The organism is Pseudomonas trivialis, assembly GCF_036864995.1.
In the GTDB taxonomy this organism is placed as follows: Bacteria; Pseudomonadota; Gammaproteobacteria; order Pseudomonadales; family Pseudomonadaceae; genus Aquipseudomonas; species Aquipseudomonas trivialis.
In genome coordinates this window covers 4,335,269-4,351,465 of sequence record NZ_CP142151.1, presented here as the reverse complement: position 1 = coordinate 4,351,465, position 16,197 = coordinate 4,335,269, and the positions used below count along the sequence as shown (strand labels likewise).

General features: G+C 60.4%; 17 protein-coding genes. 11 read left to right on the top strand and 6 right to left on the bottom strand.

The window, feature by feature from the left end; translation table 11 throughout:
- Positions 1-17 precede the first annotated feature (17 nt).
- Positions 18-1,199, top strand: a complete 1,182-nt coding sequence (gene purT, locus VRB54_RS19135) for a formate-dependent phosphoribosylglycinamide formyltransferase (RefSeq protein WP_338478389.1) — start codon at positions 18-20, stop codon at positions 1,197-1,199.
- 103 nt (positions 1,200-1,302) lie between these two features.
- Here purT and VRB54_RS19130 read toward each other — a convergent pair whose 3' ends face one another.
- The 3 genes from VRB54_RS19130 to VRB54_RS19120 all read right to left on the bottom strand — a co-directional run bounded on the left by VRB54_RS19130 (position 1,303) and on the right by VRB54_RS19120 (position 4,825).
- Positions 1,303-2,613: an MFS transporter gene (locus VRB54_RS19130; protein ID WP_338478388.1), complete on the bottom strand. Its 1,311-nt coding sequence runs from the start codon at positions 2,611-2,613 to the stop codon at positions 1,303-1,305.
- Between the two features lie 148 nt (positions 2,614-2,761).
- On the bottom strand, positions 2,762-4,000 hold the full coding sequence (locus VRB54_RS19125; RefSeq protein ID WP_338478387.1) for a transporter associated domain-containing protein: 1,239 nt from the start codon (positions 3,998-4,000) through the stop codon (positions 2,762-2,764).
- 12 nt (positions 4,001-4,012) lie between these two features.
- Positions 4,013-4,825 carry a cytochrome C assembly family protein gene (locus tag VRB54_RS19120; RefSeq protein ID WP_422396064.1) on the bottom strand — a complete coding sequence of 271 codons (813 nt, stop codon included), beginning with the start codon at positions 4,823-4,825 and terminating at the stop codon, positions 4,013-4,015.
- 234 nt (positions 4,826-5,059) lie between these two features.
- Here VRB54_RS19120 and ffh point away from each other — a divergent pair, with 234 nt between their 5' ends.
- The 9 genes from ffh (at position 5,060) to thrC (ending at position 13,511) form a co-directional block, all read left to right on the top strand.
- Entirely contained in the window at positions 5,060-6,436 is a 1,377-nt protein-coding gene (gene ffh / locus VRB54_RS19115; protein WP_003193965.1) for a signal recognition particle protein, read from the top strand.
- Between the two features lie 251 nt (positions 6,437-6,687).
- Positions 6,688-6,939 carry a 30S ribosomal protein S16 gene (rpsP, locus tag VRB54_RS19110; RefSeq protein WP_003238923.1) on the top strand — a complete coding sequence of 84 codons (252 nt, stop codon included), beginning with the start codon at positions 6,688-6,690 and terminating at the stop codon, positions 6,937-6,939.
- 5 nt (positions 6,940-6,944) lie between these two features.
- Entirely contained in the window at positions 6,945-7,481 is a 537-nt protein-coding gene (rimM, locus tag VRB54_RS19105) for a ribosome maturation factor RimM (protein ID WP_057007239.1), read from the top strand.
- Positions 7,463-8,236 carry a tRNA (guanosine(37)-N1)-methyltransferase TrmD gene (gene trmD / locus VRB54_RS19100; RefSeq protein ID WP_338478385.1) on the top strand — a complete coding sequence of 258 codons (774 nt, stop codon included), beginning with the start codon at positions 7,463-7,465 and terminating at the stop codon, positions 8,234-8,236. Before rimM ends, trmD begins: the two co-directional genes overlap by 19 nt.
- 43 nt (positions 8,237-8,279) lie before the next feature.
- Complete coding sequence (gene rplS, locus VRB54_RS19095; protein ID WP_003175895.1) at positions 8,280-8,630, top strand: 50S ribosomal protein L19; 351 nt, start codon at positions 8,280-8,282, stop codon at positions 8,628-8,630.
- A gap of 200 nt (positions 8,631-8,830) precedes the next feature.
- The gene (xerD, locus tag VRB54_RS19090) at positions 8,831-9,727 is read left to right on the top strand and encodes a site-specific tyrosine recombinase XerD (protein WP_338478384.1); all 897 of its coding nucleotides are present in this window, start codon (positions 8,831-8,833) and stop codon (positions 9,725-9,727) included.
- Between the two features lie 141 nt (positions 9,728-9,868).
- Entirely contained in the window at positions 9,869-10,600 is a 732-nt protein-coding gene (locus tag VRB54_RS19085) for a disulfide isomerase DsbC N-terminal domain-containing protein (RefSeq protein WP_057007237.1), read from the top strand.
- A 129-nt stretch (positions 10,601-10,729) separates the two neighbouring features.
- On the top strand, positions 10,730-12,034 hold the full coding sequence (locus VRB54_RS19080; RefSeq protein ID WP_209984430.1) for a homoserine dehydrogenase: 1,305 nt from the start codon (positions 10,730-10,732) through the stop codon (positions 12,032-12,034).
- Between the two features lie 67 nt (positions 12,035-12,101).
- Entirely contained in the window at positions 12,102-13,511 is a 1,410-nt protein-coding gene (thrC, locus tag VRB54_RS19075; RefSeq protein ID WP_057007235.1) for a threonine synthase, read from the top strand.
- An 85-nt stretch (positions 13,512-13,596) separates the two neighbouring features.
- Here thrC and VRB54_RS19070 read toward each other — a convergent pair whose 3' ends face one another.
- Positions 13,597-13,851, bottom strand: a complete 255-nt coding sequence (locus VRB54_RS19070; protein WP_422396063.1) for a hypothetical protein — start codon at positions 13,849-13,851, stop codon at positions 13,597-13,599.
- A gap of 30 nt (positions 13,852-13,881) precedes the next feature.
- Positions 13,882-14,103, bottom strand: a complete 222-nt coding sequence (locus tag VRB54_RS19065; RefSeq protein WP_122459619.1) for a hypothetical protein — start codon at positions 14,101-14,103, stop codon at positions 13,882-13,884.
- Positions 14,104-14,402: 299 nt separating this feature from the next.
- Here VRB54_RS19065 and VRB54_RS19060 point away from each other — a divergent pair, with 299 nt between their 5' ends.
- Complete coding sequence (locus VRB54_RS19060; protein WP_338478383.1) at positions 14,403-14,687, top strand: DUF3509 domain-containing protein; 285 nt, start codon at positions 14,403-14,405, stop codon at positions 14,685-14,687.
- 179 nt (positions 14,688-14,866) lie between these two features.
- On the opposite strand, the gene VRB54_RS19055 is transcribed toward VRB54_RS19060, so the two are convergent.
- Positions 14,867-16,066, bottom strand: coding sequence for a CaiB/BaiF CoA-transferase family protein (locus tag VRB54_RS19055; protein WP_338478382.1), 1,200 nt, complete (start codon positions 16,064-16,066; stop codon positions 14,867-14,869).
- Positions 16,067-16,197 lie beyond the last annotated feature (131 nt).

Sequence of the window (16,197 nt, the reverse complement as noted above, 5' to 3'; positions counted from 1 at the left end):
TCCCCTGAGGACCTGAGATGACCCGAATCGGAACTCCATTGTCGCCGACCGCGACCCGCGTAATGCTGTGTGGCTGCGGTGAGCTGGGCAAGGAAGTGGTGATCGAGCTGCAACGCCTGGGCGTTGAAGTGATTGCCGTGGATCGCTACGCCAACGCGCCGGCCATGCAGGTGGCGCATCGCAGCCATGTGATCAACATGCTCGACGGCGCGGCCCTGCGTGCGGTGATCGAGGCGGAAAAACCGCACTTCATCGTGCCGGAAATCGAAGCCATCGCCACCGCCACCCTGGTTGAGCTGGAAGCCGAAGGCTTCACCGTGATCCCGACCGCGCGTGCCACCTCGCTGACCATGAACCGTGAAGGCATCCGTCGTCTGGCCGCCGAAGAACTGGATCTGCCGACCTCGCCGTATCACTTCGCCGACACCTTCGAAGACTACAGCCAGGCCGTGCAGGACCTGGGCTTCCCGTGTGTGGTCAAGCCGGTGATGAGTTCGTCGGGCAAGGGCCAGAGCCTGTTGCGCAGCGCCGAGGATGTGCGCCAGGCGTGGGATTACGCGCAGGAAGGCGGGCGTGCCGGCAAGGGCCGCGTGATCATCGAGGGCTTTATCGACTTCGACTACGAAATCACCCTGCTGACCGTGCGCCACATCGGCGGTACCACGTTCTGCGCGCCGGTCGGTCATCGTCAGGAGAAGGGCGACTATCAGGAATCCTGGCAGCCCCAGGCCATGAGCCCGGTGGCCCTGGCCGAATCCGAACGCGTTGCCAAAGCGGTGACCGAGGCCCTGGGCGGTCGCGGTCTGTTTGGTGTGGAGTTGTTCATCAAGGGCGATCAGGTGTGGTTCAGCGAAGTGTCGCCGCGCCCCCATGACACTGGCCTGGTGACCCTGATTTCCCAGGACCTGTCGCAGTTTGCCCTGCACGCGCGCGCCATTCTTGGCCTGCCGATTCCGTTGATTCGTCAGTTCGGCCCGTCGGCGTCGGCGGTGATTCTGGTGGAAGGGCAGTCGACGCAGACCGCATTTGCCAACCTCGGTGCTGCGCTGAGCGAGCCGGATACGGCGTTGCGGTTGTTTGGCAAACCGGAGGTGAATGGCCAGCGCCGCATGGGTGTGGCGTTGGCGCGGGATGAGTCGATTGAAGCGGCTCGGGCCAAAGCCACCCGTGCTGCTCAGGCTGTTGTTGTAGAGCTCTAAAAGCATCGGGAGCAAGCCCCCTCCCACATTTGAATGTATTCACACATCTAACCCTGTGAACCCGATCAAATGTGGGAGGGCGCTTGCTCCCGATAGCGGTCTGTCAGGCCACCTTGTTCAGATCATTATCCCGCGTCTCTTTCAGGCACAGCACCGCAATCAAGCTGATCAACGCCGCCGCCGACACATACCCGCCCACATAACTCAGCCCGCCCATCGCCACCAGCTTGGTCGCGAAGAACGGTGCCGCTGAAGCCCCCACGATGCCACCCAGGTTATACGCAGCCGAAGCGCCGGTATAACGCACGCGGGTCGGGAACAGCTCCGGCAGCAGCGCGCCCATCGGGGCGAACGTCACCCCCATCAGGAACAGCTCCAGGGCCAGAAACAACGCGACCCCCCAGGTCGAACCCTGGGTCAGCAGCGGCTCCATGGTGAAGCCCGACAGCATCGTCAGGATCGCGCCGACGATCAACACCGGCTTGCGCCCGTAGCGATCACTGGCCAGCGCCGCCAGCGGTGTCGCCAGCCCCATGAACAGCACCGCAAAGCACAGCAGACCGAGGAAGGTTTCGCGGCTGTAGCCCAGTGTCGACACCCCGTAGCTCAGGGAAAACGCCGTGGTGATATAGAACAGCGCATAGCACACCACCATCGACGCAGCGCCCAGCAGCACCGGCAGCCAATGTTGGCTGAACAGTTCCACCAGGGGCACTTTCACCGGCGCCTGTTTGGCGACGGCATTGGCGAACACCGGGGTTTCATGCAGCTTCAGGCGAGCGTACAGGTCGACCATCACCAGCACCGCGCTGAGGATGAATGGAATACGCCAGCCCCAACTGCGGAACTGCTCGTCGTTCAGGCTCATCGCCAGAATCAGGAACAGACCGTTGGCCGCCAGGAAGCCGATTGACGGACCCAGTTGCGGGAACATGCCAAACCAGGCGCGCTTGCCTTTGGGTGCGTTCTCAGTGGCCAGCAACGCCGCGCCGCCCCATTCCCCGCCAAGGCCCAGGCCCTGGCCGAAGCGCAGCACGCATAGCAGAATCGGCGCCCAGGCACCGATGCTGTCGTAACCGGGCAGCAAGCCGATCAGCGTGGTGCACACGCCCATCAGCAGTAGCGACGCGACCAGCGTGGACTTGCGGCCGATGCGGTCACCGAAGTGGCCGAACAGCGCCGAGCCCAGTGGGCGGGCGATAAAGGCGATGCCGAAGGTCAGGAACGACGCGAGCATCTGTGCGGTGCCGGAGGTCTGCGGGAAGAACACCGGACCGATCACCAGTGCAGCTGCGGTGGCGTAGATATAGAAGTCGTAGAACTCGATGGCGGTGCCGACGATGCTTGCGGTGGCAACCCGTGCGGTCGAATTGCTCGGGGCGGCAGGCGCTGCCTCGTTATACGTGGTGGTCATGAGGTATCCCTGGCGGTCGTTGTTATTGGTCGAACACCCATAGGACTGGGTGGGCGGGGCTCGCGGGGATTATAGGAACAACAGCGTGGCATCAGCTACCGCAAATACCCGTGCGGGAGGGGGCAGGCCTCCCACAGGTTGTGTTTTGTCAGACAGCGACGGGCACGCGGCTGGTGTGCCAGATCAGCACCTTGCTGACCCTGTTGTCTTCGGTCTCGAGGATCTCCAGGCGGTACCGGCCGATCTTCAGGCACACCGCGCAATCCGGAATGGTCTCCAGTGCTTCGGTCACCAGGCCGTTGAGGGTCTTGGGGCCGTCGCTGGGCAGGTGCCAGGTCAGGCTCTTGTTCAGGTCGCGGATAGAGGCGGCGCCGTCAATGATGTAGCGGCCATCGGTCTGGGCCTCGATATGCGGGTTGTCCGAGCTTTGCTCGCTCTCGAACTCGCCGACGATTTCTTCGAGGATATCTTCCAGGGTGACGATGCCCATCACTTCGCCGTACTCATCCACCACCATGCCCAGGCGCCGCTGTTGCTTGTGGAAGTTCAGCAACTGGAGTTGCAGTGGCGTGCTTTCCGGGACGAAGTAAGGTTCGTGGCAGGCGGCCAGCAGCGCGTCCTTGCTCAGGCTGGCGTCGGGCAACAGGTGCTGGATCTGCCGAGTATTGAGCACGGCTTCGACCTGGTTGATGTCGCTGTGAAACACCGGCAGTCGGGTGCGCAGGGTGTTGCGCAACTGCTCGATGATCTCGTCGATCGAATCATCCAGGTTGATGCCGTCCACTTCACTGCGCGGCACCAGGATGTCATTCACCGTGATGTTGTCCAGCGCATGGATACCGGGCATGCCAGGGGTGCGGTCTTCATCGGTGTCGGCTTGTGGCTCGTCGTCATGATCGGGCAGTGGGTCATCGCTGTGTTTCACCACGCCGGGTTTGCGCGCAAACGGGCGCAGTAGCAGCAAGCTCAGGCCATTGAGCAGCCAGGCCAGTGGGTAGAGGAGTTTCAGCGGCACGCCCAGCAGCACATTGCCAAACCCCAGCACTGTCTGAGGATGGCGGATGGCCAGGGCGCGGGGCAGGTAGTCGGCCAGCACCAGCAGCAGGGCGCTGGAGATCGCCGAGCCGAGCCAGGGGCCGTTTTGCGCCCACGCATAAATCGCCAGCAGGGTGCAGAGAATCACCACCACGCCCCGGCACAGGGTGTTGCACAGGATCAGGCTGTTGCGCGGGAAGTTCAGGCGTGCGGCCGCCTTGTCACCCTGGCGTGTGCCGGGGCGCAGGGCCAGCAGGTGCTGCTGGGCGGCTTCGATGGCGGTAAACAGCGCCGCCCATAACACCAGCAGGGCGATTACCGCGAGCATCGGCCCCAGGGGCAAGTTGTCCATGTGTGCTGCCCGTCAGATATGCAGGATGTATTCACGAACCAGCTTGCTGCCGAAATAGGCCAGCATCAGCAGGCAGAAACCGGCCAGGGTCCAGCGGATTGCCTTGTGCCCGCGCCAGCCGAGGCGGTTGCGGCCCCACAGCAGCACGCTGAACACCACCCAGGCCAGGCACGCCAGCAGGGTCTTGTGCACCAGGTGCTGGGCAAACAGGTTCTCGACGAACAGCCAGCCGGAAATCAGCGACAGCGACAGCAGCGTCCAGCCGGCCCACAGGAACCCGAACAGCAGGCTTTCCATGGTTTGCAGCGGCGGGAAGTTCTTGATCAGGCCAGAAGGGTGTTTATGTTTGAGCTGGTGGTCCTGCAGCAGCAGGAGCAGGGCCTGGAACACCGCGATGGTGAACATGCCGTAGGCCAGGATGGACAGCAGGATATGCGACAGGATGCCCGGCTCTTCATCGATCACCTGCACCGTGCCGGTGGGGGCGAACTGCGCCAGCAGCACTGTGAGCATGCCCAGCGGGAAGAGCAGCACCAGCAGGTTTTCCACCGGGATGCGCGTGCAGGCGATCAGCGTCAGACCGATCACGGCCGCCGCGATCAGGCTGGCGGCGCTGAAAAAATCCAGGCCCAGGCCGATCGGCGTCATCAGGTGGGTAAACAGGCTGGCGACGTGCGCCACCAGGGCGAGGCCGCCAAGGCCTGCCAGCAGGCGTTTGTCGGCCTTGACGCATTTGGCCAGGCGAGTGCCCTGGTAGAGGGTCGCAGCGGCATACAGGATGGCGGCGGCGAGACTGGGTAGCAAACTGGGTGACAAGGGAAGCATAAATCCTGAAAGGAAAGCCCGAAAGGCGCTGAGTTTGGCATACACAGACGTTGCACGAAAGACTCCCGGGCCAGACAGCGGGTGTGCATGGGCGCAGTCTTCGCTATAATCCGCGACCTGCCCACGCCGCAGGCTCGCCGAGCGCTGTTTTTAATAGCGATTTACCACAGCCTGGGCCGTCATTACCTCGGTCTACCAAAGCATTTCGATGAATGGGGCCTGAAAGGATCGCGCATGTTTGAAAACCTGACTGACCGCCTCTCGCAGACGCTGCGCCACGTTACCGGCAAGGCCAAGCTGACCGAGGACAATATTAAAGACACCCTGCGCGAAGTGCGCATGGCGTTGCTGGAAGCCGACGTCGCCCTGCCGGTGGTCAAGGACTTCGTCAACTCGGTCAAGGAACGTGCGGTCGGCACTGAGGTGTCGCGCAGCCTGACCCCGGGCCAGGCGTTCGTGAAGATCGTCCAGGCCGAACTCGAAAGCCTGATGGGCGCCGCCAATGAAGACCTGAACCTCAGCGCCGTGCCGCCGGCCGTCGTGCTGATGGCCGGTCTGCAGGGCGCGGGTAAAACCACCACGGCCGGCAAACTGGCGCGTTTCCTTAAAGAACGCAAAAAGAAGTCGGTAATGGTGGTGTCGGCTGACGTCTACCGTCCGGCCGCCATCAAACAGCTGGAAATGCTCGCGGGCGAAGTGGGCGTGACCTTCTTCCCGTCGGACCTGAGCCAGAAGCCGGTCGACATTGCCAACGCAGCTATTAAAGAAGCCAAACTGAAGTTCATCGACGTGGTCATCGTCGACACCGCCGGTCGCCTGCACATCGACGAAGAGATGATGGGCGAGATCAAGGCGCTGCATGCCGCGATCAACCCGGTCGAGACACTGTTCGTGGTCGACGCCATGACCGGCCAGGATGCGGCCAACACCGCCAAGGCCTTTGGTGATGCGCTGCCGCTGACCGGCGTGATCCTGACCAAGGTCGACGGCGATGCCCGTGGCGGTGCCGCGCTGTCGGTGCGTGCCATCACCGGCAAGCCGATCAAGTTCATCGGTATGGGCGAGAAGAGCGAAGCGCTCGAGCCGTTCCACCCTGAGCGTATCGCTTCGCGCATCCTCGGCATGGGCGACGTGCTCAGCCTGATCGAGCAGGCCGAAGCCACCCTCGACAAGGACAAGGCCGACAAGCTGGCCAAGAAGCTGAAGAAGGGCAAGGGCTTCGATCTCGAAGACTTCCGCGATCAGCTGCAGCAGATGAAGAACATGGGCGGCCTTGGTGGCCTGATGGACAAGCTGCCGAACATCGGCGGTGTGAACCTGGCGCAGATGGGCAATGCCCAGGGCGCGGCAGAGAAGCAGTTCAAGCAGATGGAAGCCATCATCAATTCCATGACCCCGGCCGAGCGCCGCGACCCTGAGCTGATCAGCGGTTCGCGCAAGCGTCGGATCGCCATGGGCTCCGGCACTCAGGTGCAGGACATCGGTCGCTTGATCAAGCAGCACAAGCAGATGCAGAAGATGATGAAGAAATTCTCCGCCAAGGGCGGAATGGCCAAGATGATGCGCGGCATGGGCGGTATGTTGCCCGGCGGCGGCATGCCGAAAATGTAAAGTATTCGAGCGCAGGCACAGCGTGCGCTCCGACCCACAGGGATGTGGGATCTCCAGCAAACCCGCCGTTGGCGGGGGCTGACTCGCCGTTTTTAACGACGGCTCTATAGCAGATCTGAATGGCACGCGGGTAGGCGCCGGAAAAAGACATTTGCAAAAGTCCGGATATTCCTTAGAATATGCGGCCTTTCGGGCACCTATGCCCGCTGTGCATTTAGATTTGCAGCACCGACTACAGGAACGATGTTCACATGCTAACAATCCGTCTTGCCCTTGGCGGCTCCAAAAAGCGCCCGTTTTACCACTTGACCGTAACCGACAGCCGCAACCCGCGCGACGGTTCGCACAAGGAACAGGTTGGTTTCTTCAACCCGATCGCTCGTGGTCAAGAAGTTCGTCTGTCCGTGAACCAAGAGCGCGTAGCCTACTGGCTGAGCGTGGGTGCACAGCCATCCGAGCGCGTTGCAAAGTTGTTGAAGGACTCGGCTAAGGCCGCAGCCTGAGCAATATGAACGCGACGCCAACTGTTGCTGATGATTTGATCGTTATCGGCAAGATTTACTCTGTTCATGGCGTTCGCGGCGAAGTGAAGGTGTATTCCTTTACTGATCCGACTGAAAACCTGTTGCAGTACAAGACCTGGACGCTCAAGCGCGAAGGTAGTGTGAAACAGGTCGAGCTGGTCAGTGGACGCGGGAGCGACAAGTTCCTGGTCGCAAAGCTCAAGGGTCTTGATGATCGTGAAGAAGCTCGTCTTCTGGCCGGTTATGAGATCTGCGTGCCGCGCAACCTGTTCCCTGAATTGACCGACGGCGAGTACTACTGGTACCAGCTGGAAGGTCTGAAGGTTATTGATCAACTGGGGCAATTGCTCGGGAAAATCGATCACCTTCTGGAAACCGGCGCCAATGATGTAATGGTGGTCAAGCCTTGCGCTGGCAGCCTGGATGATCGCGAACGGCTGTTGCCCTATACCGGGCACTGCGTGTTGGCCGTCGATCTGGCCGCAGGCGAGATGAAGGTGGAATGGGACGCGGACTTCTAGGCGTGGCTAATTTGCGCATTGAAGTGATCAGTTTGTTTCCCGAGATGTTTTCCGCCATCAGTGAGTACGGCATCACCAGTCGGGCGGTGAAACAGGGGCTGTTGCAGCTCACCTGTTGGAACCCGCGAGACTACACGACGGATCGGCATCACACTGTGGACGACCGCCCATTTGGCGGTGGCCCGGGCATGGTGATGAAGATCAAGCCCCTGGAAGACGCACTGGTTCAGGCCAAGGCAGCTGCCGGGGAGAAGGCGAAGGTAATTTACCTGTCCCCTCAAGGCCGTCAGCTGAAACAGGCTGGGGTCCGCGAACTGGCGAATGAGGAAGCATTGATCCTGATTGCCGGTCGCTATGAAGGCATTGACGAGCGTTTTATTGACGCTCATGTCGATGAAGAGTGGTCGATTGGGGACTATGTCCTGTCTGGCGGTGAGCTGCCGGCGATGGTCCTGATAGATGCGGTTACACGGCTGCTGCCTGGAGCTTTAGGGCATGCGGACTCCGCGGAGGAAGATTCCTTCACGGATGGTTTGCTGGATTGCCCGCACTACACCCGCCCGGAGGTGTATGCGGATCAGCGTGTTCCCGACGTGTTGCTAAGTGGCAATCACGCACACATCCGGCGTTGGCGTTTACAGCAGTCCCTTGGTCGGACCTATGAACGACGCGCCGATCTTCTGGATAGCCGCTCGCTTTCTGGAGAAGAGAAGAAGCTGCTCGAGGAATACATCCTCGCGCGGGACGATAGTTAAACGTATCGATGGTAGGTCCATTGACTTACCTTAGGAGCACAGCATGACTAACAAAATCATCCTTGCACTCGAAGCAGAGCAGATGACCAAAGAGATCCCTACCTTTGCCCCGGGCGACACCATTGTCGTTCAGGTGAAAGTGAAGGAAGGCGACCGTTCGCGTCTGCAAGCGTTCGAAGGCGTGGTAATCGCCAAGCGTAACCGTGGTGTGAACAGTGCTTTCACCGTTCGTAAAATCTCCAACGGTGTTGGCGTAGAGCGTACTTTCCAGACCTACAGCCCGCAGATCGACAGCATGGCCGTCAAGCGTCGCGGTGACGTACGTAAAGCCAAGCTGTACTACCTGCGTGACCTGTCCGGTAAAGCAGCTCGCATCAAGGAAAAACTGGCTTAAGTCCAGCGTTCCGATGCAGAAAAAAGCAGCCTTCGGGCTGCTTTTTTGTGCCCGCGATTTGTTGACTGGCCCGAAACCGAGTCGCAGCTATCGCAGGCAAGCCAGTTCCCACATGTTGATGTGTAAACATATTCAAGTGTGGGAGCTGGCTTGCCTGCGATAGGATCTACCCGACACCACCGCCACCAGCCTGAGCCCCCATGCCCGCCATCGACCACCCTCTGATCGACCGCTTCCTCGACGCCCTCTGGCTGGAAAAAGGCCTGTCGGACAACACTCGCCAGGCCTACCGCAGCGACTTGGCCTTGTTCAACGGCTGGCTGCAGGAGAAACACCTCGAGCTGATCAACGCCGGCCGTGAGCTGATCCTCGATCACCTCGCCTGGCGCCTGGAGCAGAATTACAAGCCGCGTTCCACCGCACGTTTCCTCTCGGGCGTACGTGGCTTTTACCGTTATTTGCTGCGGGAAAAGCTTATCGCCCTCGACCCGACCCTGCAGATCGACATGCCGCAACTGGGCAGGCCATTGCCCAAGTCGCTGTCGGAGGCCGACGTCGACGCCTTGCTCGCCGCCCCCGACCTGAGCGAAGCCATCGGTCAGCGTGACCGTGCCATGCTGGAGGTGCTCTACGCGTGCGGCCTGCGGGTGACCGAGCTGATCAGCCTGACCCTGGAGCAGGTCAACCTGCGTCAGGGTGTGCTGCGGGTGATGGGCAAGGGCAGCAAGGAGCGGTTGGTGCCCATGGGCGAGGAGGCGATTGTGTGGGTGGAGCGCTACATGCGCGATGCGCGCCATGAACTGCTCGGCGGGCGTCCCAGCGACGTGCTGTTCCCCAGCCAGCGCGGTGAGCAGATGACGCGACAGACCTTCTGGCATCGGATCAAGCACCAGGCCAAGGTCGCAGGGATCGGCAAGGCCCTGTCGCCGCACACCTTGCGCCACGCCTTTGCTACCCACTTGCTCAATCACGGCGCCGATTTGCGGGTGGTGCAAATGCTGCTCGGCCACAGCGACTTGTCCACCACCCAGATCTACACCCACGTTGCGCGGGCACGCCTGCAGGATATGCATGCCAGGCACCACCCGAGGGGCTGAAAACGCCCAATTTATGCCGCCACGGGCTGCCCTGCGGCCCAACTGTGGTAGGCTTTGCCGGTTAGCAAAGGCGACGGTCCACCCCCGAGTTTCCAATCGGCGTAACTGCACCGTCCCTGCATCTGCCCCTCAGGAGTTTCCATGCGCTTGATCCAGATTATTGCCGCCGCAGCCATTGCGTTGGTTTCCAGCGTTGCCTTCGCCGATGACGCCGCCGAGCAGGCCATTCGCAAGAGCCTGGCCAACCTGCAGCTCGACACACCCATCGAAAGCATCGGCGCCAGCCCAATGGCCGGCCTGTATGAAGTCAAGCTCAAGGGCAGTCGCGTGCTGTACGCCAGTGCCGACGGCCAGTACGTCGTCCAGGGCTACCTGTTCCAGCTCAAGGACGGCAAACCGGTCAACCTGACCGAGAAAGCCGAACGCCTGGGCGTGTCCAGGTTGATCAACGGCATTCCGGTGGCTGAGACCGTGGTGTATCCGGCGATCGGCGAGACCAAGACCCACATCACTGTGTTCACCGATACCACCTGCCCGTATTGCCACAAGCTTCACGCTGAAGTACCGGCGCTGAACAAGCTGGGTGTGGAAGTGCGTTACGTCGCCTTCCCGCGTCAGGGCCTGGGTTCGCCGGGTGACGAGCAGTTGCAGGCGGTATGGTGCTCGGCCGACAAGAAAGCTGCCATGGACAAGATGGTCGATGGCAAGGAAATCAAGGCCGCCAAATGCGCCAACCCGGTTTCCAAACAGTTTGCCCTTGGTCAGTCCATCGGCGTGAACGGTACACCGGCCATCGTTTTGGCTGACGGTCAGGTGATTCCGGGCTACCAGCCGGCACCACAAGTTGCCAAACTGGCTTTGAATGCCAAATAAACCAGCATCGTCGAATCTTCGACGATCAGGGCTCGCCGCCAAACCTGCGGGCCGTTAATTGAAAGCCGCAGTTGTGCGGCTGTTTTCCACGGCCGACCTAGCGTCGGCCGTTTCATGGGGAGTTCTTCAGTGAAACCGGTCAAAGTAGGCATCTGTGGGTTAGGGACCGTCGGTGGCGGCACCTTTAACGTACTTCAGCGCAATGCTGAGGAAATTTCCCGCCGTGCAGGTCGCGGGATTGAAGTGGCGCAGATTGCCACGCGTTCGCCAAAGCCTCAGTTCCAAACGACCGGTATTGCGATGACCAACGATGTCTTCGCCGTGGCCAGCAACCCTGAAATCGATATCGTCATCGAGCTGGTGGGTGGCTACACCGTGGCCCGCGAGCTGGTGCTCAAGGCCATTGAAAACGGCAAGCACGTGGTTACCGCCAACAAGGCGCTGATTGCCGTGCACGGCAACGAAATCTTCGCCAGGGCGCGCGAGAAGGGTGTGATCGTTGCGTTCGAAGCCGCCGTGGCCGGTGGCATTCCGGTGATCAAGGCGATCCGTGAAGGCCTGTCCGCCAACCGCATCAACTGGGTGGCGGGCATCATCAATGGCACCGGTAACTTCATCCTTACCGAGATGCGCGAGAAGGGCCGTACCTTTGAAGATGTGCTCGCTGAAGCCCAGGCCCTGGGTTACGCCGAAGCTGATCCTACCTTTGACGTGGAAGGCATCGACGCCGCCCACAAGCTGACCATCCTGGCCTCCATCGCCTTTGGTATCCCGTTGCAGTTCGACAAGGCCTACACCGAAGGCATCACCCAACTGACCACCGCCGACGTGAATTACGCCGAAGCCCTGGGCTACCGCATCAAGCACCTCGGCGTGGCGCGCAGCACCCCGGCAGGTATCGAGTTGCGTGTACACCCGACGCTGATCCCGGCTGATCGCCTGATCGCCAACGTCAACGGCGTGATGAACGCCGTGATGGTCAACGGCGACGCCGCTGGCTCCACCCTGTTCTACGGCGCCGGTGCCGGTATGGAGCCGACCGCTTCGTCGGTGATCGCCGACCTGGTGGATGTGGTCCGCGCCATGACCAGCGACCCGGAAAACCGCGTGCCGCATCTGGCCTTCCAGCCGGACTCGCTGTCGGCCCATCCGATCCTGCCGATCGAGGCGTGCGAAAGTGCCTACTATCTGCGTATCCAGGCCCAGGATCATCCGGGCGTGTTGGCCCAGGTGGCCAGCATCCTGTCGGAGCGCGGGATCAACATCGAGTCGATCATGCAGAAGGAAGTCGAGGAGCAGAACGGCCAGGTGCCGATGATCCTGCTGACCCACCGTGTGCTCGAACGGCATATCAACGAAGCCATCGCCGCCATGGAAGCCCTGCAAGGCGTGGTGGGGCCGGTGGTACGGATTCGTGTCGAACACTTGAATTAACCGATCTGTTCCAGGGGCCCCGTGAGCACGGCGGCCTCTGTTCGAGAATGTTGTAGAGGAGCCAGTCATGCGTTATATCAGCACCCGCGGTCAGGCACCGGCCCTGAACTTCGAAGACGTTTTACTGACAGGTCTCGCCACCGACGGCGGCCTGTACGTGCCGGAAAACCTGCCACGTTTCACCCAGGAAGAAATCGCTTCGTGGGTGGGCCTGCCATACCACGAGTTGGCGTTCCGGGTGATGCGCCCGTTCGTCACCGGCAGCATCCCGGATGCGGACTTCAAGAAGATCCTGGAAGAAACCTACGGCGTGTTTTCCCACAGTGCCATCGCACCGTTGCGCCAATTGGACGGCAACGAGTGGGTGCTTGAGCTGTTCCACGGTCCGACCCTGGCGTTCAAGGACTTCGCCCTGCAACTGTTGGGTCGTCTGCTCGATTACGTGCTGGCAAAGCGCGGCGAGCGCGTGGTGATCATGGGCGCCACTTCCGGTGACACCGGTTCAGCGGCCATCGAAGGCTGCAAGCACTGCGAGAACGTCGACATTTTCATCCTGCACCCGCATCAGCGTGTGTCAGAGGTGCAGCGTCGGCAGATGACCACGATTTTTGGCGAGAACATCCACAACATCGCCATCGAAGGCAACTTCGATGACTGCCAGGAAATGGTCAAGAACAGCTTTGCTGACCAAAGTTTCCTCAAAGGTACGCGTCTGGTAGCGGTGAACTCGATCAACTGGGCGCGGATCATGGCCCAGATCGTCTACTACTTCCATGCCTCGCTGCAGTTGGGCGGGCCGGCGCGTTCGGTGTCGTTCTCGGTGCCGACCGGCAATTTCGGCGACATTTTCGCTGGCTACCTGGCGCGCAACATGGGCCTGCCGATCAATCAGTTGATCGTCGCCACCAACCGCAACGACATCCTGCACCGCTTCATGAGCGGCAACGGGTATGTGAAGGAAACCCTGCACGCCACGCTGTCGCCGTCGATGGACATCATGGTCTCGTCGAACTTCGAGCGCCTGCTGTTCGATATGCACGGTCGCAACGGAGCCGCCATTGCCGATCTGATGAGCAACTTCAAGAGCGGTGGCGGTTTCAGCGTCGAGCAGGAGCGCTGGACCGAAACCCGCAAGCTGTTCGATTCCCTGGCCGTGGACGACGCGCAAACCTGCGAAACCATCGCTGAAGTCTACGCCCGCACCGGTGAACTGCTCGACCCGCACACTGCCATCGGCGTAAAGGCAGCGCGCGAATGCCGTCGCAGCCTGGATATTCCGATGGTGATCCTCGGCACCGCGCACCCGGTCAAATTCCCGGAAGCGGTGGAGAAGGCCGGCGTTGGCAAGGCGCTGGAGTTGCCCAAGCACATGGCCGACCTGTTTGAGCGTGAAGAGCGCTGCACAGTGCTGGCCAATGACCTGAAGGCGGTGCAGGCGTTTGTCAGCCAGCATGGCAATCGAGGCAAGCCTTTGTAAGGCATTCCGCGAAAATCGAAACGCCGCTTTCCCTTCCTTGAGGTCAGCGGCGTTTTTGTGTGTGGCAGGCCCGGCAGCGTCCTGATTACATAAGCAGTTTAATTGCCACTCCGGTGATTGAAGCAATGGTTGCCACTACGGCCATCGCCACCCCCATGGGGTACCAGAACGTTTCACAGGTTATCTTCAGTGACTCGGACTTGAGCTTGTCTCGCTCTGCCTGCATGCGTGATATCTCGGCGTAGATACGCCTTACATCGGCATGCATCCTCTCCATTGTTGCCTGCTCCTCTTTGTTTTCCACCATCGTAATCATCCTTCGCAACAGGGCCTTTGACATGCGCTCTTTTGCCCGGCAAAAACATCAGCATCACGAGAATAGTTTCTGTGCCACTACTATTACCGTGCCAACAGCGGCGTAAAAGCCCGTCGCGATAGCCACCGGGTACCAGAACGTTTCACAGGTTATCTTCAAGGATTCCTTGTTGAGTTTGTTCTGCTCCGCATTCATCCGGGCAATCTCGGCAAAAATGCGCGACACCTCCGCATGCATTCTGTCCGTTGAGTTCTGCTGTTCATTGGGTTCTGCCATCGTAGTGATCCTTCGCAATCAGGGCCTTTTGACATGCGCTCAGTCGTGCAGCGCTCACCGAGTATAGGATTCACCTCCAGCCTCAACTCCCGGCAAACCCCAAAACAGCAGCCCATTGCGTAAGCAGTTATGTGCCACCGTTTTTTGCTTGTCATGTTGCGAGCGCATGCTGGTCTCGTCATCCCCCTGCAACCGTTGAAAGACGAAAAAGCGAACTTTCCTACGTCAGAACCAGTCACTTAGGATAGATGCAGCACCCGTTAAGACGATTGTTCCCGAACTATTGAGTGGTGATCGAGATGGAAAGTATCAGCCTATTGCTCGACGAAGCACTGAGCCCTTATCAGGTTACGCTGACCACCTCTGGTGTGCAGGGCGAGAGCCTGGTGACCGTGAAGAATCCTTCCGGCGCCATCGTGGTCGAGCGTGAAGTCGACCAGGTGCAATTGATGGATAAACGTTTGCTGGTGGATGTGGTGGATTGCCTGTTGCGCGACATCAAAATTGCCGAAGGGCGCCTGGAACCCTCGGTCATCGCTGCCCTGCGCAGCGCGGCCCAGACACGTGGCGCGGCGCTGGCATGAAGAATTGTTTATTGATGGAAACTTCCCACAGCATGCTCGGTCAGATTTTGTAACAGCAAGAGCAAACATTGTGCTCCGGTGTTTGTGGCTTGTTGTACTGGTCATTGTAAGGCCACGTTTAACCCTGAAGTGTCTCCCCACACTTCGGGGTTTCTTTTTGCCCGCGATTTGTCACGACGTCAGATTGCGCCCCGCTCACGCAGGCCGGCAATCGCCGCTGCGTCATAACCCAACTCGGCCAGCAACACGCCATTGTGCTCGCCCAATTGCGGTCCGACCCATTCGCAGCTGCCTGGCGTATCCGAAAGCTTGGGCACGATGCCCGGCATCTTGAAGTCCTTGCCGCCCGGCAACTGCGCCTTGAGGAACATCTCCCGCGCGAGAAACTGCGGATCGCCGAGCATGTCTTCGGCACTGTAGATTCGGCTGGCGGGCACGTCGGCCTTGTTCAACTGCTCCACCACCTGCTCCAGCGGCAGCGAGTTGACCCAACGATCAATCACGCCGTACAGCTCGTCGCGACGGCTGTCTCGCCCGTCATTGCTGGCCAGTTGCGGATCGTTCGCCAGGTCTTCACGGCCGATGGCCGACATGAAACGCTTGAAAATCGCGTCGCCATTGGCACCGATCTGCACGTGCTTGCCGTCGGCGCTGGTGTGGATCGAGGACGGTGTTATACCGGGCATGATGTTGCCCGTGCGCTCGCGGATAAACCCGAATACATCGAATTCCGGGATCATGCTTTCCATCATGGCGAAGATGGCTTCATACAGCGCCACATCCACCACCTGGCCCAGCCCTCCATTGACCTCGCGATGACGCAGCGCCATCAATGCGCCGATCACCGCCCACAGTGCGGCAATGGAATCGCCGATGGAGATGCCCGTGCGCACCGGCGGGCGGTCCTCGAAGCCGGTGATATAGCGCAGCCCGCCCATGGACTCGCCCACCGCGCCGAACCCTGGCTGGTCTTTCATCGGGCCGGTCTGGCCAAAGCCCGACAGGCGCACCATCACCAGTTTCGGGTTCAACGCATGCAGGGTTTCCCAGCCCAGGCCGAGCTTTTCCAGCACGCCGGGGCGGAAGTTTTCGATCAGGATGTCGGCGTCTGCCAGCAACTGCTTGAGAATCGCCAGGCCATCAGGATGCTTGAGGTTCAGCGTCAGCGACTTCTTGTTGCGCGCCTGCACGAACCACCACAGCGAAGTGCCTTCATACAGCTTGCGCCATTTACGCAGCGGGTCGCCGCCGTCCGGTGACTCGACCTTGATCACTTCGGCGCCGAACTCGGCGCAGATGCGCGAAGCAAACGGGCCGGCGATGAGGGTGCCGAGTTCGATGACTTTGAGGCCGGCAAGCGGCTTGGCATTAAACGACATGGTGATCCTTGTCTGCGCTGGGCGGGGAGGGGATGTGATGCTTTTAACATAGGCGCGCCGCTCAGGGATAAGGATGATGCAGCACAGGATTCGTTGAATGAGCTCTCCATCGGTTAGACTGGCCGCCTTTC